This window comes from Streptomyces sp. IBSNAI002 (assembly GCF_052244475.1).
Classification (GTDB): domain Bacteria; phylum Actinomycetota; class Actinomycetes; order Streptomycetales; family Streptomycetaceae; genus Streptomyces.
The window spans coordinates 2,124,477-2,145,321 of record NZ_JBQPXG010000002.1 but is presented as its reverse complement, the minus strand read 5'-3'; the positions used below and the strand labels follow the sequence as shown (position 1 = coordinate 2,145,321).

The following is a 20,845-nucleotide window of genomic DNA, read 5'->3' as shown; positions in this document are numbered from 1 at the left end:
GCGGTCCCCCGATGCGAGCGGAGCGGGAATGCCGGGCGAGAAGTCCCGTATCTCACTCTCCGGGTGACTTTCGCCCCCGTCAACGGGCAGACGTAGACGCCCCGGCACCGCCCCGATTCCACATGTGGCCCCAGGCCTGAAATAGTTCCCCCGGATGTTCGCCATCCCTAGACTCCCTGACGTCATGGGGGATTCTCGGGGGACTTAAGTGGGGCTGGAGTGCCGGAACTCGTACTGGAATTGAATGGAAGGACCTGGACGCTCGATCCGTCCAGGTCGTACTCGCTGGGGCGCGACCCCCAGGGAGACGTGGTGATCGACGATGCCCGGGTGTCGTGGCGACACGCCACCATCAGCTGGAACGGCCGTGGTTGGGGCATCGAGGACCACGGCAGCACCAACGGCACCTACGTGCACGGCGCCCGGGTGCAGCAGGCCGAGCTCGTGCCGGGCACGCCGGTCCACCTGGGCAACGCCACCGACGGGCCGCGGCTGAATCCCGTCGCTGCCGCGGCGCCCCAACCGGCCGTGGCCCAGCAGGCCCCGGCCCAGGCCTACGCCCAGCCGCAGGCCCCGGCCTACCAGGCCCCGCAGCAGCAGCCCCAGCCCGGGGCCTGGGAGCAGCAGCCGCACGTCCCGCAGCCGCACGTCCCGCAGCAGCAGGGCGCCGGCCAGGCCGCGGCCCGCCCGGCGCAGGGGGCCGCTCCCCATCACGGGGGCGACCGCAGCCCGACGACGTTCCACCAGCTCTCGCTGGGGCACGTCATGCGCATCGGCCGTGCGCTGGAGAACGAGCTGGTGGTCTCCGACCTCCAGGTCTCCCGCCATCACGCCGAGTTCCGCTCCATGCCCGGCGGCCGCTTCGAGATCCACGACCTCGGCAGCCACAACGGCACCTACGTCAACGGTCAGCCGCTGGCCAAGTCCGGCACCGCGCTGCTCGGCCCGAACGACATCGTCGGCGTCGGCCACTCGACGTTCCGGATCGTCGGCGACCGCCTCGAGGAGTTCGTCGACACCGGCGAGGTCTCCTTCTCGGCCCGCCACCTGACGGTCACCGTCGACGGCGGCAAGCAGATCCTCAAGGACGTCACCTTCGGCGTCCCGGAGAAGTCGCTGATCGGCGTCATCGGCCCGTCCGGCTCCGGAAAGTCGACCCTCCTCAAGGCGCTGACCGGCTACCGGCCCGCCGACCAGGGCGACGTCCTCTACGACAACCGCAACCTGTACAAGCAGTTCGCGGAGCTCCGCCAGCGCATCGGCCTGGTACCGCAGGACGACATCCTGCACAAGGAGCTGAAGGTCAGCACCGCCCTGAAGTACGCGGCCAAGCTGCGCTTCCCCGGCGACACCGCCGAGTCCGAGCGCGAGGCACGCATCAACGAGGTGCTGCGCGAGCTCAAGCTCGACATCCACAAGGACAAGAAGATCACCTCGCTCTCGGGTGGTCAGCGCAAGCGCGTGTCCGTGGCCCTGGAGCTCCTCACCAAGCCGTCGCTGATCTTCCTGGACGAGCCGACCTCCGGCCTCGACCCGGGCATGGACCGCGACGTCATGCAGCTGCTGCGCGGCCTCGCCGACGACGGCCGTACGGTCCTCGTCGTCACCCACTCCGTCGCCGAGCTGGCCATCTGCGACAAGCTGCTGGTCATGGCCCCGGGCGGGTCGGTCGCGTACTTCGGCCCGCCGGACGAGGCGCTGAACTTCTTCGGCTACACCACGTGGGCCGACGTCTTCTCTTCCTTCGAGAACTACCGCGACTACGACTGGGCCGGCCGCTGGAAGGGCTCGCAGCACTACCAGCTGTACGCCGCCGACATCGACGCGGTCGCCCCGCAGTCCGTCGCGATGCCCCCGGTCCAGCAGATGCGCCCGCCGAAGCCGCAGGGCTGGGGCTCGCAGCTGTGGACGCTGATCCGCCGCTACGTGTCGGTGATCGCCTCCGACCGCGGCTTCCTCGGCCTGATGCTGATCCTGCCCGCGGTCCTCGGCGTCGTCTCGACGGTCATCCCCGCGACCTTCGGCCTCGCGCCGCCGACGCCGCCGTCCCAGTTCAACGGCGACGCGGGCACGATCATGCTGATCCTCGCGGTCGGCATGTGCTTCTCCGGCGCCGCGAACTCGGTCCGCGAGCTGATCAAGGAACGCGTGATCTACGAGCGTGAGCGCGCGACGGGCCTGTCCCGGTCGGCGTACCTCATGTCGAAGGTGATCGTCCTCGGCGTCATCACGGCCGTCCAGGGCGTGATCATCTGCGGGATCGGCTTCGCCCCCCGCGACCTGCCCGTCGAGGGCCTGCTGATGCCGCCGGCCGTCGAGCTCTGCGTATCGGTCATCGCGCTCGGCTTCACCTCGATGATGTTCGGCCTGGTGATCTCCTCGCTGGTGAAGACCTCCGAGAAGACCATGCCGCTGCTCGTCATGTTCGCGATCGTCCAGGTCGTCTTCACCGGCATCCTCTTCCAGGTCTACGACTCCCCGGGCCTGGAGCAGTTCGCCTGGCTGATGCCGTCCCGCTGGGCCGTCGCCGCCGCCGGCACCACGCTGAACCTCGGCCAGCTCATGCCGCCGTGGGACCGCGACAACCCGACCAACACCGACCCGCTCTGGGACGCCACGGTCGGCCAGTGGAGCCTCGACATCACCATCCTGCTGCTCCTCGGCATCGCCTGCGGCTTCGCGGTGCAGCGTCTGCTGCGCCGCCACGAGCCCGAGGTCATGCGCGCCGGCAAGTAGTCCCGGCCCGCGCGCCACGCCAAAACGCCTGAGGGCGGCACCCGGAGATCCGGGTGCCGCCCTCAGGCGCATGGGGGGTCTTGATGCCGTGGGCGTGCGTCGGCGTCCTAGTAGGCGCTGTTGACGTTGTCCATCGAGCCGTAGCGGTCGGCCGCGTAGTTGCAGGCGGCGACGATGTTGGCGACCGGGTCGTACTGGTCGAACTTGGTGCCCTTGACGTGGTACGTCTTGAAGGTCGGGTAGATGACCTGGAGCAGACCCTTGCTGGGGATGCCGTTCTGGGCGTTGATGTCCCAGTTGTTGATCGCCATCGGGTTACCGCTGGACTCGCGCATGATGTTCTTGTGGATTCCGGCGTACGAGCCCGGAATGCCCTCCCGCTTCATGATGAAGAGGGCTTCCTTGATCCAGCCGTCCAGGTTGTTCGCGAAGACGGGGGTGCGGGCGGCGGACCGGCTCGCGGCCTCCTGCTGCTCGCGCTCCTTCTTGGCCTTGGCGGCGGCCTCGGCGTCGGCCTTGGCCTTGGCCGCGTCCTTCGCCGCCTTGTTCGCGACGACCAGCTGGGCGGAGAGGTGCTGCTGCACGGCCTGCGTCTGGGCGCCGTCGACGACCTTGGTCCAGGCGACGGGGGCGGCGGAGACCGTGTCGCCCTCCGCGGCACCGGCCGGGACGAGGGAGAAGGCGAGCGCGGCGGCACCGAGGGTGGCGACACCGGCAAAGGACAGCTTGTGTGCCTTCGTCAGACGACTGTGACCGGGAGTGCTGGAAGCAGACATGGCGGGGCAACCTCTTCGAATCGCGGGAGCCGCAGGAAGGCGTCGCGGGGATCCGGGGATCCGCGGCGCTGTGCGACGGGAGCAATTCTTAGCGGCGGCAAAATCCTGTGGCAAAGGTGTGACGTACGATCCCGCTTAGTGGATCAGGGGCGCGCACCGAGGCCCGGTTTCCGGCCCCGGTGCTACGCACGCCCGTGCTGACAGGGTCTTTACCTGTCCACTAGGGAGCTTCGTAAGTGATGTGGGTCCTATGTGCGGGCTCACATCAGGCACGTAACAGTTTCACCATGCGTTGCTGAAGCAACGCACTCCGTGACCGGTCTCATCCTTGAGTAGCAGATGACCGCCCCCGAACTCCCCCCGGAGGCAGAGCCGGACCGCCGCCTCCGCCTGCCCCGGCCGTACGGGGTCCCGCTCCCGCCCCCGCTGCCGTGCCGGCGCCCGGGCCGCACGACATGGAGGAATGTCCCTTATATACAGTCCCTCCTCCTATATGCAGTCCCGCCGCGAGGCGACCGGCCGCGAGCCCTACCCCCACCCGTCCGCTGGACCTACGACCGCGGCCCGATCCCGCAGGTCACACCCCCGAGTACGGTGAGCGCATGCAGACCGGACCCCGCAGCGGCCTGGCAGCCGTCAGTACGGCGCTGCTCGCCATGAGCCGCCGCCTGGAGGTCCGCGACGTCCTGCGCACGATCGTCGTCTCGGCCCGCGAGCTCCTGGACGCCGAATACGCGGCCCTGGGCGTCCCGGACGACCACGGCGGCTTCGCCCAGTTCGTCGTGGACGGCATCAGCGCCGAACAGTGGCGCAGCATCGGCCCGCTGCCCCGCCAGCACGGCATCCTCGCCGCGATGCTCCACCAGGACGGCCCCGAGCGGCTGGCCGACGTACGCGAGGACCCGCGCTTCGAGGGCTGGCCGGCCGCGCACCCCGAGATGTCCGACTTCCTCGGCCTGCCCGTCCGGGACGGCGAGGAGACCCTCGGCTGCCTCTTCCTCGCCAACAAGCGCGGCGCCCCGGGCCAGGGGCACGGCTTCACCGACGAGGACGAGGAACTCCTCTCCCTCCTCGCCCAGCACGCGGCGATCGCGCTCACCAACGCCCGGCTGTACGAGCGCAGCCGCGAGCTCACCATCGCCGAGGAGCGCTCCCGGCTCGCCCACGAGCTGCACGACGCCGTCAGCCAGAAGCTCTTCTCGCTCCGCCTCACCGCCCAGGCCGCCGCCGCCCTCGTGGACCGCGACCCGGCCCGCGCCAAGGAGGAGCTCCAGCAGGTCGCCGCCCTGGCCGCCGAGGCCGCCGACGAACTGCGCGCCGCCGTCACCGAGCTCCGGCCGGCCGCACTGGACGAGGACGGCCTGGTCGCCACCCTGCGCACACAGGTCCAGGTGCTCGACCGCGCCCACACCGCGCACGTCACCTTCACCTGTGACGGAGTACGGGCACTGCCCGCGACCCAGGAGGAAGCACTCCTGCGGGTGGCCCAGGAAGCCCTCCACAACGCCCTGCGCCACTCGGGCGCCGACCGCGTCGAGGTGACCCTGGCCGCGACCGCGCCGGGGGAGCGGTCCTGAAGGTCGCCGACTCCGGCAAGGGATTCGACCCCGGTACCGTCCGCCGCGCGGGCCGCCACCTGGGACTGGTCTCCATGCGGGACCGGGCGAGCGGCGTCGGAGGCCGGCTCGCCGTGCACTCGGAGCCCGGCAAGGGCACCACGATCGAGATGGAGGTCCCCGGTGGCTGACAGCACCGGCCGGAGCGGCAGCCGCATCCGGGTACTGCTGGTGGACGACCACCAGGTGGTCAGGCGGGGCCTGCGCACCTTCCTGGAGGTCCAGGAGGACATCGAGGTGGTCGGCGAGGCGTCCGAGGGCGAGGAGGGCATCGCCCGCGCCGAGGAGCTGCGGCCCGACGTCATCCTCATGGACATCAAGATGCCGGGCACCGACGGCATCGAGGCGCTGCGCAGGCTGCGCGGGCTGGCGAACCCGGCGCGGGTGCTGATCGTCACCAGCTTCACCGAGCAGCGCACCGTGGTCCCCGCCCTGCGCGCGGGCGCGGCCGGATACGTCTACAAGGACATCGACCCCGACGCCCTGGCCGGAGCCATCCGCTCGGTCCACGCCGGACACGTCCTCCTCCAGCCCGAGGTGGCGGAGGTGCTGCTCGCGCAGGAGGACCAGAGCGCGTCCTCGGGCCGGCCGGGCTCGCTGACCGACCGCGAGCGCGAGGTCCTCGGCCTGGTCGCGGACGGCCGGTCCAACCGGGAGATCGCCCGTGCGCTCGTCCTCTCCGAGAAGACGGTCAAGACGCACGTCTCGAACATCCTGATGAAGCTGGACCTCTCGGACCGGACGCAGGCCGCGTTGTGGGCGGTCAGGCACGGAATCGCCGAGTGACCGGCGAATATCGGATCGTCTCGTTCCGGACTGAGATTCATACGGTCGGGTGTAAGTAGCCCACATGGCGTATCCCGATCGCCGGGTGACCGTTCTCCATGGCGTGCCGCGACGGCTGGTCGCGGTCGACGTACTGGAGGACGAGAACGTGAAGAACATCAAGAAGGCCGCAGCCGTCACCATGATCGCGGGCGGCCTCGTCGCCGCCGGCGCGGGTGTCTCCTCGGCGCACGGCGGTGCGTCGGCGGAGGGCGAGGCCCTGAACTCGCCCGGCGTGGCCTCCGGGAACCTGCTCCAGGTCCCGGTCCACGTCCCCGTGAACGTGGTCGGCAACACCGCCACCGTGATCGGCCTGCTCAACGGCGTCTGGGGCAACACGGGCGTCAACGCCTGACCCCGCTCCCGGGAGCCGACGGCCCCGCTTCCCCCCTCTCCCCGGGAAGCGGGGCCGAGCCGTCCCCAGCCCCGCCGGCGATTGAGGCGCGGGGTCTGGGGCGCGGGGTCTGGGGCGGAGCCCCAGGAGCTCGGGCACAGCCGGCCCGCGCACACCGCCGAGCCCAGGCGCAGCCGCCTAGGCGTTGCGCTCGCGGTCCTCCACCGCCGCGTTGTACGCCGCGACCAGCGCCCGCCGGGCCACCCGCTCCACCGGCCGCAAGGCCTCGGCCCGCGCCGCCATCTCCGAGGCCGCGACCGCGCCCCCGTGCCCCTTCTCGTACGCCAGGGACACCAGCAGGTCCACCCGCTGCGCCAGCGCCAGCACCCGTACCGCCCGCTGCGGGTACCCCGGCGACAGCAGCTCCCGCCCGGCCCCCTCAGCCCGCGCCCGGTACGCCGACACCGCGGCCTCCGCCACCGGCCCCGACCCCGCCACGTCCAGCCGGGTCAGCACCACGGTCGCCTCGCGCAGCGCCTCCGCCAGCTCCCGCTCCGCCTCGCCGAGAGAAGGCACGTCCGCCGGCGGGGCCTCCCGCACCGGCAGGCAGTGCCAGGTCACCGAGACGTGCACGTCACCGGCGGGCCCGGCCTCGGCCACCTCCGGCACCAGGCCCAGCGCAGCGCCCACGCACACCACCGCCTCCTCCGCGTCCAGCGCCCGCGCGTTGAACTCCGCCGGGCCGCTCAGCCCCAGTGGATGCCCCGGCGCCGGCAGCGCCAGCCGCAGCCCGGTCACCCCCAGCGCCCGCAGCCGTCCCAGCGCCAGCGTCAGGCCGACCGGGCCCGGTTCCCCCGGCAGGCCCGACACCCGGTGCACGGCGTCCTCGGCCACGATCGACACAACGGCCTCGTCGGGCGAAACCAGACCGGCCAGCAGAGCGTTCCCCCAGGCGGCCAGCCGCCCTGAACGTGGTTCGAAAAGCATCCCCCAACTCTACGGACCCGCGCCCAGGCCCGGCCCCGGCCCCGCACTCCTTCCCGAGTGGCGTAGGTTTTCCCCTGGGGCTGCGCCTAAAGGCGCACAGACGAACCGACACTGCAAGGGGAGACAACGCGCTCATGAGCGATGTTCTGGAACTGGTGGACGTATCCGTGGTCCGCGAGGGCCGGGCTCTGGTGGACCAGGTCTCCTGGTCGGTGAAGGAGGGGGAGCGCTGGGTGATCCTCGGCCCCAACGGCGCCGGCAAGACCACGCTGCTGAACCTCGCCTCCAGCTACCTCTTCCCCACCAAGGGCGCCGCCTCCATCCTCGGCAGCACCCTCGGCAAGGTGGACGTCTTCGAGCTGCGCCCCCGCATCGGCGTCGCCGGCATCGCCATGGCCGACAAGCTGCCCAAGCGCCAGACCGTCCTGCAGACCGTCCTCACCGCCGCGTACGGCATGACGGCGACCTGGCAGGAGGAGTACGAGGACGTCGACGAGCAGCGCGCCCGCGCCTTCCTCGACCGCCTCGGCATGACGGACTACCTCGACCGGAAGTTCGGCACCCTCTCCGAGGGCGAGCGCAAGCGCACGCTGATCGCCCGCGCCCTGATGACCGACCCCGAGCTGCTGCTCCTCGACGAGCCCGCCGCCGGCCTGGACCTCGGCGGCCGCGAGGACCTCGTACGCCGCCTCGGCCGGCTCGCCCGCGACCCGCTCGCGCCCTCCATGGTCATGGTCACGCACCACGTCGAGGAGATCGCCCCCGGCTTCACCCACGTCCTGATGATCCGTCAGGGCAAGGTCGTCACCGCGGGCCCGATCGACCTCGAACTCACCTCGCGCAACCTCTCGCTCTGCTTCGGCCTGCCGCTGGTGGTCGAGCGCAACGGGAACGACCGCTGGACCGCCCAGGGCCTCCCGCTCGGCTAGGACGGCCCACGCACCACGCACCCTGTCCCGACCGCGCCCACCCGACTTACCATGACCATGTGGACATCGACGCATGGGTGTGGTGGCTCATCGGCGCGGTCGGACTGGGCATCCCCCTCGTCCTCACCGCGATGCCGGAGTTCGGCATGTTCGCCGCCGGGGCGGTGGCGGCAGCCGTCACGGCGGCCCTCGGCGGGGGAGTGGTGGCCCAAGTCCTCGTCTTCGCGGCCGTCTCGGTCGCGCTCATCGCCGTCGTACGGCCGATCGCCAACCGGCACCGCGACCAACGGCCCCAACACCGCAGCGGCATCGACGCGTTGAAGGGCCGCAGCGCCGTCGTCCTCGAACGCGTCGACGGCAGCGGCGGCCGCATCAAGCTCGCCGGCGAGATCTGGTCCGCGCGCACCCTCGACGCGGACACCAGCTTCGAACCAGGCCAGTCGGTCGACGTCGTCGAGATCGACGGGGCGACCGCCGTCGTGATGTGACAAGCAGCCTGCTCGCGGGCCCCGGGTCTGCGAGACTCCGCTCAACGGGGCAGCACAGACAGCCGGAAGGGCACGGGGAACCGCATGCAACCGATCATCATCGTCCTGATCATTCTGGTGGTTCTGGTCTTCATCGCACTGGTCAAGACGATCCAGGTGATCCCGCAGGCCAGCGCCGCCATCGTCGAGCGGTTCGGCCGCTACACCCGCACCCTCAACGCGGGCCTCAACATCGTCGTCCCGTTCATCGACTCGATCCGCAACCGGATCGACCTCCGCGAACAGGTCGTCCCCTTCCCGCCGCAGCCGGTGATCACCCAGGACAACCTGGTCGTCAACATCGACACCGTCATCTACTACCAGGTGACCGACGCCCGCGCCGCGACGTACGAAGTGGCGAGCTACATCCAGGCCATCGAGCAGCTCACCGTGACCACCCTGCGCAACATCATCGGCGGCATGGACCTGGAACGGACCCTCACCTCCCGCGAGGAGATCAACGCCGCCCTGCGCGGGGTCCTCGACGAGGCCACCGGCAAGTGGGGCATCCGCGTCAACCGCGTCGAGCTCAAGGCCATCGAGCCGCCGACCTCCATCCAGGACTCGATGGAGAAGCAGATGCGCGCCGACCGCGACAAGCGCGCCGCCATCCTCCAGGCCGAGGGCGTCCGGCAGTCCGAGATCCTGCGCGCCGAAGGCGAGAAGCAGTCCTCCATCCTCCGCGCCGAGGGCGAGGCAAAGGCCGCAGCCCTGCGCGCCGAGGGCGAGGCCCAGGCCATCCGCACCGTCTTCGAGTCCATCCACGCCGGCGACGCCGACCAGAAGCTCCTCGCCTACCAGTACCTCCAGATGCTCCCCAAGATCGCCGAAGGCGACGCCAACAAGCTCTGGATCGTGCCCAGCGAGATCGGAGACGCACTCAAGGGCCTCTCGGGAGCCATGGGCAACTTCGGCCCGATGGGCGGCGGCTCCGGCTTCAACCCGCAGAACTCCGGCAAGGGCGGCTCCGGTACGGCCGACAAGGCCGGCGCCGACCGCCGCGAACAGCCCCCGATCGACTAGGACGCGCCCGGGGCAGGGCCCGACCGGCCCCGCCCCCTCCACCCCGGCCCGCCTCGTGCTGCATGATCGGTGAGGCCCCTCGACCTTCATGGCGGGGAGGCGACCACCTGATGCAAAGGGAATGGCCCCGTCCATGTCCATGTTCTCGATGTCCGTCTGGGAATCACTCGCGGTCTTCGCCGCCGGCATCGGCGCCGGCACCATCAACACCATCGTCGGTTCCGGCACCCTGATCACCTTCCCGGTGCTGCTCGCCACCGGCCTGCCGCCGGTCACCGCCAACGTGTCCAACACCCTCGGCCTGGTGCCCGGTTCCATCAGCGGAGCCATCGGCTACCGCAAGGAGCTCCAAGGCCAGCGCGCCCGCATCATCCGGCTCGGCGCCGTGTCCCTCGTCGGCGGACTCGCGGGCGCCGTCCTGCTCCTCACCCTGCCGTCCGACTCCTTCGACACGATCGTGCCCGTCCTCATCGGACTGGCCCTCCTGCTCGTCGTCCTCCAGCCCCGGCTCGCCGCGGCCCTCCGCCGCCGCCAGGAGGCCGCGGGAGCAGACCCCGGCCACCCCGACGGCGGCCCCGTACTGCTCTCCGGCATGCTGCTCTCCAGCGCCTACGGGGGCTACTTCGGGGCCGCCCATGGCGTGCTCTACGTCGGCCTGATGGGCCTGCTGCTCCGCGAGGACCTGCAACGGATCAACGCCGCGAAGAACGTCATCGCGGCCATGGTGAACGGCATCGCGGCCGTCGTCTTCCTCTTCGTCGCGACCTTCGACTGGACGGCCGTGCTCCTCATCGCCGTCGGCTCCACCATCGGCGGCCAGATCGGCGCCAAGGTCGGCCGCCGCCTCTCGCCCACCGTGCTGCGCGGAGTCATCGTCACGGTAGGCGTCATCGCCATCGTCCAGCTGCTGCTCCGCTGAGCGACGTAGCAGAGTTACGTCGCCCAGCGGGCCCGACTACGCGGCGGACGGGGCATACGAGGAACCGGAACGCTCCAGCCACTCCGGCAGGGCCTCCCGCCCCGTCACCCCCAGAGCCAGCAGCATCGCGTCCGCCGGAGACGGCACGAACGGCTTCCGCAGCAGCGGCATCCCCGCCTCCTCCGGAGTCCGCGCCGCTTTGCGGTGGTTGTCCTCGGCGCACGAGGCCACCGTGTTCAGCCAGGTGTCCCCGCCCCCCTGCGCCCTGGGCAGCACGTGGTCCACGGTCGTCGCGCGCTTCCCGCAGTACGCGCACCGGTGTTGGTCCCGGACCAACACCCCCCTCCGTGACCAGGGAGCATGTCTTCGGAACGGCACCCGGACGTACCGGCAGAGTCTGATCACACGGGGCATCGGAAGATCCATGGTGGCGGCGCGCACGCGCAGCTCGGGATGCGACTGTTCGACCACGGCCTTGTCCTGGAGCACCAGGACCACGGCCCGGTTCAAGGTCACCGTCGACAGCGGCTCGAAGCTCGCATTCAGCACCAGCGTGTCCCGCATCTCGCCCACCTCCCGTGTGCAGGCCCGCGACCACCTGTGTGGCAGGGCCCGCAACCACTCTGGCCGCGGGCGCCACGCGGGACAACGCAATAAAAATGCCCGGTCCTGGTCGTCTTTAGACCAGGACCGGGCAAACGCTCGGGGAACTGTCAGCCGGCGGGTGCCTCGTACTCACCGATCAGCTGGGCGCGCCCCAGCGTGTGGAAACGCAGATTGAACCCGACCACCGCCGGAGACACGTCGCCGCCGGGCCCGAGCTTCTCCTGATCCACCGCGTACACGGTGAACACGTACCGGTGCCGCTCCCCGGCCGGGGGAGCGGCGCCGCCGAAGTCCTTCGTCCCGTAGTCGTTCCGTACGTGCACGGCCCCCGCGGGCAGCCCCTCGAACTTCCCGCTGCCCGCCCCGGCCGGCAGCTCGGTGACCGAGACCGGCAGGTCGAAGAGCACCCAGTGCCAGAACCCGCTGCCCGTGGGCGCGTCCGGGTCGAAGCACGTCACGGCGAAGCTCTTCGTCCCCTCCGGGAACCCCTCCCACCGCAGCTGCGGCGACACGTTCCCGCCCTCGAGCACCTGGGCGTCACCCAGATCGGCGCCCGGCGAGAGATCCGCACTCGTCACCGTGAAGGCGTGCACCTCGGGGTGGAACTCGTGCGGAAGGGGCGCCCTGCTCTGCTCGGTCACTGCTGTACCTCCTGCTCGGATACGTGTACGGGCCCGAGCCTAGAACCAGTTGCGCTGCGAACCGACCGACGCGATCCACTGGTTCAGGTACGCCGCCCAGTCCGTCTCCTGGTACGACTGCAGCCCCACCTGGAAGCAGCGGTAGGTGTCACTGCCCTCGCTGAACAGCCCCGGCTTCTTGTCCATCTCCAGGACGACGTCCATCTCCCGGCCGTCCGTGACGAAGGTCAGCTCGACCTGGTTCAGCCCCCGGTACTGCGACGGCGGCAGGAACTCGATCTCCTGGTAGAAGGGCAGCGTCTGCCGCGTCCCCCGGATGTGCCCGCGCTCCATGTCCGCACTGCGGAAGGTGAAGCCCAGCTGACGGAAGGCGTCGAGGATCGCCTGCTGCGCCTGAACCGGGTGCACGTTGATCGGGTCGAGGTCGCCCGCGTCGACCGCACGCGCGATCTCCAGCTCGGTGCTCACCCCGATGTTCATCCCGTGCAGGTGCTGGCCCCCGAAGTGGGTGATGGGCGTCTCCCAGGGGATCTCCAGCGCGAAGGGCACCACGTGCACCGCGCCGGCCTGCACCTGGAAGGCACCGCCGAGACGCTGCTTGGTGAAGACGACGTCCTGCTTGTACTCCTGGTCACCGCCCTCGACCTCGACACGCGCCTGCAGCCCGACGGACAGCCCCTCGATCTGCTGCTCCACGGATCCGCCCTGGATCCGGACCTCGCCCTGGACGACCCCGCCCGGTGCCACGTTCGGCTCGGTGATGATCGTGTCCACCGAAGCACCACCGGCACCCAGGCTCGCGAACAGCTTCTTGAACCCCATGCTCTGACTCCCCTTGAAGGCTTGTGCGACTACCCCTTACCAACGCGGAACCTTAGGCCCCGGTTGCAGCGGTACGCGTTCCACTACGCTCGACCGGATGAGCGCGCGCCCCGACCGTACGCCCCTTCCCCGGTCCTTCTTCGACCGCCCGGTCCTCACCGTGGCCCCGGACCTCCTCGGCCGCACCCTGGTCCGCCGCGGCCCGGACGGCCCGATCGAACTGCGCATCACGGAGGTGGAGGCGTACGAGGGCGAGTCCGACCCGGGCTCCCACGCCTACCGCGGCCGCACGGCCCGCAACGCATCGATGTTCGGTCCTCCCGGACACGCGTACGTCTACTTCATCTACGGCATGTGGTTCAGCCTCAACCTGGTGTGCGGCCCGCCGGGCCACGCGAGCGGCGTACTCCTGCGCGCGGGTGAGATCACGGTGGGCGCCGACCTGGCATCCAAACGCCGACTTTCCGCCAGATACCCGAGAGAACTAGCCAAAGGCCCGGCCCGGCTCGCCACCGCACTGGACGTGGACCGCTCCCTCGACGGCACGGACCTCTGCGGCGGCCCCGATTCCGCCCTGTCCCTCCTCGAAGGCACCGCCACCTCACCCGACCTGGTGAGCAGCGGGCCGCGCACCGGAGTCGGCGGCGCCGGCGCGACCCATCCGTACCGCTTCTGGATCACCCACGACCCGACGGTGAGCCCGTACCGCGCCCACGCGCCACGCCGCCGTTCAACTTGACTCGGCTCTGCCGGACGCCTAACGTAGCCCGAGCCGCTTGAACGGGGCACTGCCATCGGCAGACCCCCGGAGCGGCCAACCCACTACCTACGACTTACCCCTGGCGGGGTCCTATTCGGCATGCCCGAATTCCTTCGCCGGTCACTCGATTATGAATGACAAGGGATAAGCGCTAATGTAGCGGAGCGCCGCAAGGCACAGACCCCCAACGGTCACCGAATTCAAATCCAAGCCGGAAACGGCGAAGGAAATGATCTGGTAGAGTTGGAAACGCAAGAACGACAGAACGAAAGCCCGGAGGAAAGCCCCAGTAAGTGTTACTGAGGGTGAGTACAAAGGAAGCGTCCGTTCCTTGAGAACTCAACAGCGTGCCAAAAATCAACGCCAGAAGTTGATACCCCGTTCCACTTCGGTGGATCGAGGTTCCTTTGAAAAAGACCTGTGAGGCTTCCTTGTGGAGTGCTTGCAGGCAATTACACAGCGAGGACGCAGTGGACGGTCGGTCTTATTCCGACATGATCGTCCCGCTCTACGTGATGTGTGCACCCGATTACGGGCTAAACATTCATGGAGAGTTTGATCCTGGCTCAGGACGAACGCTGGCGGCGTGCTTAACACATGCAAGTCGAACGATGAAGCCCTTCGGGGTGGATTAGTGGCGAACGGGTGAGTAACACGTGGGCAATCTGCCCTTCACTCTGGGACAAGCCCTGGAAACGGGGTCTAATACCGGATACCACTCCTGCCTGCATGGGCGGGGGTTGAAAGCTCCGGCGGTGAAGGATGAGCCCGCGGCCTATCAGCTTGTTGGTGGGGTAATGGCCCACCAAGGCGACGACGGGTAGCCGGCCTGAGAGGGCGACCGGCCACACTGGGACTGAGACACGGCCCAGACTCCTACGGGAGGCAGCAGTGGGGAATATTGCACAATGGGCGAAAGCCTGATGCAGCGACGCCGCGTGAGGGATGACGGCCTTCGGGTTGTAAACCTCTTTCAGCAGGGAAGAAGCGAAAGTGACGGTACCTGCAGAAGAAGCGCCGGCTAACTACGTGCCAGCAGCCGCGGTAATACGTAGGGCGCAAGCGTTGTCCGGAATTATTGGGCGTAAAGAGCTCGTAGGCGGCTTGTCACGTCGGATGTGAAAGCCCGAGGCTTAACCTCGGGTCTGCATTCGATACGGGCTAGCTAGAGTGTGGTAGGGGAGATCGGAATTCCTGGTGTAGCGGTGAAATGCGCAGATATCAGGAGGAACACCGGTGGCGAAGGCGGATCTCTGGGCCATTACTGACGCTGAGGAGCGAAAGCGTGGGGAGCGAACAGGATTAGATACCCTGGTAGTCCACGCCGTAAACGTTGGGAACTAGGTGTTGGCGACATTCCACGTCGTCGGTGCCGCAGCTAACGCATTAAGTTCCCCGCCTGGGGAGTACGGCCGCAAGGCTAAAACTCAAAGGAATTGACGGGGGCCCGCACAAGCAGCGGAGCATGTGGCTTAATTCGACGCAACGCGAAGAACCTTACCAAGGCTTGACATATACCGGAAAGCATTAGAGATAGTGCCCCCCTTGTGGTCGGTATACAGGTGGTGCATGGCTGTCGTCAGCTCGTGTCGTGAGATGTTGGGTTAAGTCCCGCAACGAGCGCAACCCTTGTCCTGTGTTGCCAGCATGCCCTTCGGGGTGATGGGGACTCACAGGAGACCGCCGGGGTCAACTCGGAGGAAGGTGGGGACGACGTCAAGTCATCATGCCCCTTATGTCTTGGGCTGCACACGTGCTACAATGGCCGGTACAATGAGCTGCGATACCGCAAGGTGGAGCGAATCTCAAAAAGCCGGTCTCAGTTCGGATTGGGGTCTGCAACTCGACCCCATGAAGTCGGAGTTGCTAGTAATCGCAGATCAGCATTGCTGCGGTGAATACGTTCCCGGGCCTTGTACACACCGCCCGTCACGTCACGAAAGTCGGTAACACCCGAAGCCGGTGGCCCAACCCGTAAGGGAGGGAGCTGTCGAAGGTGGGACTGGCGATTGGGACGAAGTCGTAACAAGGTAGCCGTACCGGAAGGTGCGGCTGGATCACCTCCTTTCTAAGGAGCACAGTACCGATTGCAGGCAAATGTTCTGCACGGTCAGCTCATGGGTGGAACGTTGATTAGTTGGCATCTTCGGCCTGATGGTTCTCGAGTACTGCTTCGGCGTGGAAAGAGGAGATGGACGAACGAAGATGCTTGGCACGTTGTTGGGTCCTGAAGGTACGGCCGTATGGTCATGTCTTCAGTGCCGGCCCCAGTGAACTTGTTCTCTTCGGAGTGCAGGGTGATGGGTGGCTGGTCGTTGTTTGAGAACTACACAGTGGACGCGAGCATCTGTGGCCAAGTTTTTAAGGGCGCACGGTGGATGCCTTGGCACCAGGAACCGATGAAGGACGTGAGAGGCCGCGATAGGCCCCGGGGAGCTGCCAACTGAGCTTTGATCCGGGGGTGTCCGAATGGGGAAACCCGGCAGTCGTCATGGGCTGTCACCCACTGCTGAACACATAGGCAGTGTGGAGGGAACGAGGGGAAGTGAAACATCTCAGTACCCTCAGGAAGAGAAAACAACCGTGATTCCGGGAGTAGTGGCGAGCGAAACCGGATGAGGCCAAACCGTATGCGTGTGATACCCGGCAGGGGTTGCGCATGCGGGGTTGTGGGAATTCTTTTGATCGGTCTGCCGGCCGGTCGGCGAGTCAGAAACCGTTGATGTAGTCGAAGGACATGCGAAAGGTCCGGCGTAGAGGGTAAGACCCCCGTAGACGAAACATCAGCGGCTTGCTTAAGAATCTCCCAAGTAGCACGGGGCCCGAGAAATCCCGTGTGAATCTGGCGGGACCACCCGCTAAGCCTAAATATTCCCTGGTGACCGATAGCGGATAGTACCGTGAGGGAATGGTGAAAAGTACCGCGGGAGCGGAGTGAAATAGTACCTGAAACCGTGTGCCTACAAGCCGTGGGAGCGTCGCGTTGCATGCTTGCATGCAACGTCGTGACTGCGTGCCTTTTGAAGAATGAGCCTGCGAGTTAGCGGTGTGTAGCGAGGTTAACCCGTGTGGGGAAGCCGTAGCGAAAGCGAGTCCGAATAGGGCGATTGAGTTGCACGCTCTAGACCCGAAGCGGAGTGATCTAGCCATGGGCAGGTTGAAGCGGAGGTAAGACTTCGTGGAGGACCGAACCCACCAGGGTTGAAAACCTGGGGGATGACCTGTGGTTAGGGGTGAAAGGCCAATCAAACTCCGTGATAGCTGGTTCTCCCCGAAATGCATTTAGGTGCAGCGTCGTGTGTTTCTTGCCGGAGGTAGAGCACTGGATAGGCGATGGGCCCTACCGGGTTACTGACCTTAGCCAAACTCCGAATGCCGGTAAGTGAGAGCACGGCAGTGAGACTGTGGGGGATAAGCTCCATGGTCGAGAGGGAAACAGCCCAGAGCATCGACTAAGGCCCCTAAGCGTACGCTAAGTGGGAAAGGATGTGGAGTCGCAGAGACAACCAGGAGGTTGGCTTAGAAGCAGCCACCCTTGAAAGAGTGCGTAATAGCTCACTGGTCAAGTGATTCCGCGCCGACAATGTAGCGGGGCTCAAGCGTACCGCCGAAGTCGTGTCATTGCAGCAATAGGGCCAACGCCTGCTGTGATGGGTAGGGGAGCGTCGTGTGCCGGGTGAAGCAGCAGCGGAAGCTAGTTGTGGACGGTTCACGAGTGAGAATGCAGGCATGAGTAGCGATACACACGTGAGAAACGTGTGCGCCGATTGACTAAGGGTTCCTGGGTCAAGCTGATCTGCCCAGGGTAAGTCGGGACCTAAGGCGAGGCCGACAGGCGTAGTCGATGGACAACCGGTTGATATTCCGGTACCCGCTTTGAAACGCCCAATATCGAATCAGGCGATGCTAAGTCCGTGAAGCCGTTCCGGACCCTTCGGGGAAAGGAAAGTGGTGGAGCCGACGAACCAGACTTGTAGTAGGTAAGCGATGGGGTGACGCAGGAAGGTAGTCCAGCCCGGGCGGTGGTTGTCCCGGGGTAAGGGTGTAGGCCGAGGGGTAGGCAAATCCGTCCCTCATATAAGGCTGAGACCTGATGCCGAGCCGATTGTGGTGAAGTGGATGATCCTATGCTGTCGAGAAAAGCCTCTAGCGAGTTTCATGGCGGCCCGTACCCTAAACCGACTCAGGTGGTCAGGTAGAGAATACCGAGGCGTTCGGGTGAACTATGGTTAAGGAACTCGGCAAAATGCCCCCGTAACTTCGGGAGAAGGGGGGCCATCACTGGTGATCGGACTTGCTCCGTGAGCTGGGGGTGGCCGCAGAGACCAGCGAGAAGCGACTGTTTACTAAAAACACAGGTCCGTGCGAAGCCGTAAGGCGATGTATACGGACTGACGCCTGCCCGGTGCTGGAACGTTAAGGGGACCGGTTAGTGCGCTTTCGGGCGTGCGAAGCTGAGAACTTAAGCGCCAGTAAACGGCGGTGGTAACTATAACCATCCTAAGGTAGCGAAATTCCTTGTCGGGTAAGTTCCGACCTGCACGAATGGCGTAACGACTTCTCGACTGTCTCAACCATAGGCCCGGTGAAATTGCACTACGAGTAAAGATGCTCGTTTCGCGCAGCAGGACGGAAAGACCCCGGGACCTTTACTACAGTTTGATATTGGTGTTCGGTTCGGCTTGTGTAGGATAGGTGGGAGACTTTGAAGCAGCCACGCCAGTGGTTGTGGAGTCGCCGTTGAAATACCACTCTGGTCGTGCTGGATGTCTAACCTCGGTCCGTGATCCGGATCAGGGACAGTGTCTGATGGGTAGTTTAACTGGGGCGGTTGCCTCCCAAAGGGTAACGGAGGCGCCCAAAGGTTCCCTCAGCCTGGTTGGCAATCAGGTGTTGAGTGTAAGTGCACAAGGGAGCTTGACTGTGAGACCGACGGGTCGAGCAGGGACGAAAGTCGGGACTAGTGATCCGGCGGTGGCTTGTGGAAGCGCCGTCGCTCAACGGATAAAAGGTACCCCGGGGATAACAGGCTGATCTTCCCCAAGAGTCCATATCGACGGGATGGTTTGGCACCTCGATGTCGGCTCGTCGCATCCTGGGGCTGGAGTCGGTCCCAAGGGTTGGGCTGTTCGCCCATTAAAGCGGTACGCGAGCTGGGTTTAGAACGTCGTGAGACAGTTCGGTCCCTATCCGCTGTGCGCGTAGGAATATTGAGAAGGGCTGTCCCTAGTACGAGAGGACCGGGACGGACGAACCTCTGGTGTGCCAGTTGTCCTGCCAAGGGCATGGCTGGTTGGCTACGTTCGGGAGGGATAACCGCTGAAAGCATCTAAGCGGGAAGCCTGCTTCAAGATGAGTATTCCCACCTCCTTGAGAGGGTAAGGCTCCCAGTAGACGACTGGGTTGATAGGCCAGATGTGGAAGCCCGGTAACGGGTGAAGCTGACTGGTACTAATAGGCCGAGGGCTTGTCCTCAGTTGCTCGCGTCCACTGTGTTAGTTCTGAAGCAACGAACAGTTGCTGGTTTCTAGAGCTAGAACATAACTACAAAGTGTGCTTGTTCGCTCGAAACCGATAGGGTTTCGGTGGTCATAGCGTTAGGGAAACGCCCGGTTACATTCCGAACCCGGAAGCTAAGCCTTTCAGCGCCGATGGTACTGCAGGGGGGACCCTGTGGGAGAGTAGGACGCCGCCGAACAATCTTTCAAAGGACCCTTGGTCCAGCGTTCAACGCTGGACCAAGGGTCCTTTTTGTTTTTCACCTCTTTACGCCGAAGCGCGGCCATGGGTTGGTTGCGCAAGAATGACTAGCGGTACCCCGAAGACAGGAGTCACACCCATGTCCAACTCTCCCGACGATCGTCCGGAGCGCGAGCCTCGGCGCAACGACGGCGGTGACAGGGGCGGCTACCGCGGGGGCCGTGACGACCGTGGTGGCGACCGTCCCCCGTTCCGTCGTGACGACCGTGGTGGCCGGCCGGCCGGCGGTGGCGTCGGCGGCGGTGGCGGTTTCCGGCGTGACGACCGTGGCGGTCGTCCCGCTTCCGGTGGTGGCGGCGGTTTCCGTCGTGACGACCGTGGTGGGGACCGTCCGAGCTACCCCCGTCGTGATGACGACCGCGGTGGGTTCCGCGGCGGCCGCGACGACCGTGGTGGGGACCGCCCGTCCTACCCGCGCCGCGACGACCGCGGTGGCGACCGTCCCACCGGTGGCGGCTTCCGCCGTGACGACCGCGGCGACCGTCCCACCGGCGGTGGCGGCGGCGGTTTCCGTCGGGACAACGACCGTCCCAGCTTCCCGCGCCGCGACGACCGGGGTGGAGACCGTCCCCCGTTCCGCCGCGATGACCGCGGTGACCGTCCCTCGGGCGGTAGCGGCGGTTTCCGTCGTGACGACCGTGGTGGGGACCGTCCGAGCTACCCCCGTCGTGATGACGACCGCGGTGGGTTCCGCGGCGGCCGCGACGACCGTGGTGGCGACCGTCCGTCCTACCCGCGCCGTGATGACGACCGTGGCGGGCGTCCCTCGTACCCGCGCCGGGACGATGACCGTGGTGGGTTCCGTGGCGGCCGTGATGACCGTGGTGGGGACCGTCCGTCCTACCCGCGTCGTGACGACCGGGGCGGCGACCGTCCGGCCGGTGGCGGCTTCCGCCGCGACGACCGCGGTGGCGACCGTCCGTCCTACCCCCGTCGTGATGACGACCGTGGCGGGCGTCCCTCGTACCCGCGCCGGGACGATGACCGTGGTGGGTTCCGTGGCGGCCGTGATGACCGTGGTGGGGACCGTCCGTCCTACCCGCGTCGTGACGACCGGGGCGGCGACCGTCCGGCCGGTGGCGGCTTCCGTCGTGATGACCGCGGTGACCGTCCGTCCTATCCGCGCCGTGATGACGACCGTGGTGGGTTCCGTGGCGGCCGTGATGACCGTGGTGGGGACCGTCCGTCCTACCCCCGTCGTGACGACCGGGGCGGCGACCGTCCGGCCGGTGGCGGCTTCCGTCGTGATGACCGCGGTGACCGTCCGTCCTATCCGCGCCGTGATGACGACCGTGGTGGGTTCCGTGGCGGCCGCGACGACCGTGGTGGCGACCGTCCGTCCTACCCCCGTCGCGACGACCGCGGGGGCGACCGTCCGGCCGGTGGCGGCTTCCGCCGCGACGACCGCGGTGGCGACCGTCCGTCCTACCCCCGTCGTGACGACCGGGGCGGCGACCGTGGCGGGTTCCGCGGTGGCCGTGACGATCGCGGTGGTGACCGCGGTGGCTACCGTGGCCGCGATGACCGCGGCGGCGACCGCGACTACCGCGGGGACCGCGACCGGGACCCGGTCAAGCGCCTTCC

General features: G+C 67.1%; 13 protein-coding genes, 3 rRNA genes and 2 pseudogenes. 13 read left to right on the top strand and 5 right to left on the bottom strand.

Annotated elements, in window-relative coordinates; genetic code table 11:
* Positions 1-219 precede the first annotated feature (219 nt).
* Positions 220-2,736, top strand: a complete 2,517-nt coding sequence (locus ACTVZO_RS10425) for an FHA domain-containing protein (RefSeq protein ID WP_443298104.1) — start codon at positions 220-222, stop codon at positions 2,734-2,736.
* Between the two features lie 107 nt (positions 2,737-2,843).
* Here the strand turns inward: ACTVZO_RS10425 and ACTVZO_RS10420 are convergent, their stop codons facing one another.
* Positions 2,844-3,512 carry a transglycosylase SLT domain-containing protein gene (locus ACTVZO_RS10420; RefSeq protein ID WP_443298103.1) on the bottom strand — a complete coding sequence of 223 codons (669 nt, stop codon included), beginning with the start codon at positions 3,510-3,512 and terminating at the stop codon, positions 2,844-2,846.
* Between the two features lie 602 nt (positions 3,513-4,114).
* Between ACTVZO_RS10420 and ACTVZO_RS10415 the strand changes: the two are divergent.
* From ACTVZO_RS10415 to ACTVZO_RS10405, 3 genes and pseudogenes are all read left to right on the top strand, one after another.
* A pseudogene (locus ACTVZO_RS10415) lies at positions 4,115-5,259 on the top strand (GAF domain-containing sensor histidine kinase).
* Entirely contained in the window at positions 5,252-5,914 is a 663-nt protein-coding gene (locus ACTVZO_RS10410; protein WP_443298102.1) for a response regulator, read from the top strand. Before ACTVZO_RS10415 ends, ACTVZO_RS10410 begins: the two are co-directional and overlap by 8 nt.
* A 148-nt stretch (positions 5,915-6,062) precedes the next feature.
* The gene (locus ACTVZO_RS10405) at positions 6,063-6,308 is read left to right on the top strand and encodes a chaplin (RefSeq protein ID WP_443303112.1); all 246 of its coding nucleotides are present in this window, start codon (positions 6,063-6,065) and stop codon (positions 6,306-6,308) included.
* A gap of 177 nt (positions 6,309-6,485) precedes the next feature.
* Here the strand turns inward: ACTVZO_RS10405 and ACTVZO_RS10400 are convergent, their stop codons facing one another.
* The gene (locus tag ACTVZO_RS10400; protein ID WP_443298101.1) at positions 6,486-7,274 is read right to left on the bottom strand and encodes a hypothetical protein; all 789 of its coding nucleotides are present in this window, start codon (positions 7,272-7,274) and stop codon (positions 6,486-6,488) included.
* 134 nt (positions 7,275-7,408) lie between these two features.
* Between ACTVZO_RS10400 and ACTVZO_RS10395 the strand changes: the two genes are divergently transcribed.
* From ACTVZO_RS10395 to ACTVZO_RS10380, 4 genes are all read left to right on the top strand, one after another.
* Complete coding sequence (locus tag ACTVZO_RS10395; protein ID WP_443298100.1) at positions 7,409-8,203, top strand: ABC transporter ATP-binding protein; 795 nt, start codon at positions 7,409-7,411, stop codon at positions 8,201-8,203.
* A 59-nt stretch (positions 8,204-8,262) separates the two neighbouring features.
* Positions 8,263-8,691 (top strand): NfeD family protein, encoded by a 429-nt coding sequence (locus ACTVZO_RS10390; protein ID WP_362583903.1) that lies wholly within the window; start codon positions 8,263-8,265, stop codon positions 8,689-8,691.
* A gap of 84 nt (positions 8,692-8,775) precedes the next feature.
* Positions 8,776-9,753, top strand: coding sequence for an SPFH domain-containing protein (locus ACTVZO_RS10385; RefSeq protein ID WP_443298099.1), 978 nt, complete (start codon positions 8,776-8,778; stop codon positions 9,751-9,753).
* Between the two features lie 148 nt (positions 9,754-9,901).
* The gene (locus tag ACTVZO_RS10380) at positions 9,902-10,672 is read left to right on the top strand and encodes a sulfite exporter TauE/SafE family protein (protein ID WP_443303111.1); all 771 of its coding nucleotides are present in this window, start codon (positions 9,902-9,904) and stop codon (positions 10,670-10,672) included.
* A gap of 36 nt (positions 10,673-10,708) precedes the next feature.
* On the opposite strand, the gene ACTVZO_RS10375 is transcribed toward ACTVZO_RS10380, so the two are convergent.
* From ACTVZO_RS10375 to ACTVZO_RS10365, 3 genes are all read right to left on the bottom strand, one after another.
* Positions 10,709-11,236, bottom strand: coding sequence for an HNH endonuclease (locus ACTVZO_RS10375; RefSeq protein WP_384231694.1), 528 nt, complete (start codon positions 11,234-11,236; stop codon positions 10,709-10,711).
* Positions 11,237-11,385: 149 nt separating this feature from the next.
* Positions 11,386-11,919 carry a YbhB/YbcL family Raf kinase inhibitor-like protein gene (locus ACTVZO_RS10370; RefSeq protein WP_443298098.1) on the bottom strand — a complete coding sequence of 178 codons (534 nt, stop codon included), beginning with the start codon at positions 11,917-11,919 and terminating at the stop codon, positions 11,386-11,388.
* A gap of 39 nt (positions 11,920-11,958) precedes the next feature.
* A complete protein-coding gene (locus tag ACTVZO_RS10365; RefSeq protein ID WP_443298097.1) occupies positions 11,959-12,741 on the bottom strand; it encodes a sporulation protein in 783 nt (260 codons plus the stop codon).
* Between the two features lie 97 nt (positions 12,742-12,838).
* On the opposite strand from ACTVZO_RS10365, the gene ACTVZO_RS10360 reads away from it, so the two are divergent.
* From ACTVZO_RS10360 to ACTVZO_RS10340, 5 genes and pseudogenes are all read left to right on the top strand, one after another.
* The gene (locus ACTVZO_RS10360) at positions 12,839-13,480 is read left to right on the top strand and encodes a DNA-3-methyladenine glycosylase (protein WP_443298096.1); all 642 of its coding nucleotides are present in this window, start codon (positions 12,839-12,841) and stop codon (positions 13,478-13,480) included.
* A 564-nt stretch (positions 13,481-14,044) separates the two neighbouring features.
* Positions 14,045-15,569 (top strand): 16S ribosomal RNA (locus tag ACTVZO_RS10355).
* A 283-nt stretch (positions 15,570-15,852) separates the two neighbouring features.
* Positions 15,853-18,976, top strand: a 23S ribosomal RNA gene (locus tag ACTVZO_RS10350).
* A gap of 106 nt (positions 18,977-19,082) precedes the next feature.
* Positions 19,083-19,199 (top strand): 5S ribosomal RNA (gene rrf, locus ACTVZO_RS10345).
* The 16S, 23S and 5S rRNA genes sit together here, the layout of an rRNA operon.
* A 417-nt stretch (positions 19,200-19,616) precedes the next feature.
* Positions 19,617-20,468, top strand: a pseudogene (locus tag ACTVZO_RS10340) (hypothetical protein); the annotation flags it as partial.
* Between the last annotated feature and the right edge of the window lie 377 nt (positions 20,469-20,845).

Bases quoted from the DNA above. Each gene is read 5' to 3' on its own strand.
- ACTVZO_RS10420 (WP_443298103.1), bottom strand. From the start codon at position 3,512: ATGTCTGCTTCCAGCACTCCCGGTCACAGTCGTCTGACGAAGGCACAC.
- ACTVZO_RS10400 (WP_443298101.1), bottom strand. From the start codon at position 7,274: ATGCTTTTCGAACCACGTTCAGGGCGGCTGGCCGCCTGGGGGAACGCT.
- ACTVZO_RS10395 (WP_443298100.1), top strand. From the start codon at position 7,409: ATGAGCGATGTTCTGGAACTGGTGGACGTATCCGTGGTCCGCGAGGGC.
- ACTVZO_RS10385 (WP_443298099.1), top strand. From the start codon at position 8,776: ATGCAACCGATCATCATCGTCCTGATCATTCTGGTGGTTCTGGTCTTC.
- ACTVZO_RS10380 (WP_443303111.1), top strand. From the start codon at position 9,902: ATGTCCGTCTGGGAATCACTCGCGGTCTTCGCCGCCGGCATCGGCGCC.
- ACTVZO_RS10375 (WP_384231694.1), bottom strand. From the start codon at position 11,236: ATGCGGGACACGCTGGTGCTGAATGCGAGCTTCGAGCCGCTGTCGACG.
- ACTVZO_RS10365 (WP_443298097.1), bottom strand. From the start codon at position 12,741: ATGGGGTTCAAGAAGCTGTTCGCGAGCCTGGGTGCCGGTGGTGCTTCG.
- ACTVZO_RS10360 (WP_443298096.1), top strand. From the start codon at position 12,839: ATGAGCGCGCGCCCCGACCGTACGCCCCTTCCCCGGTCCTTCTTCGAC.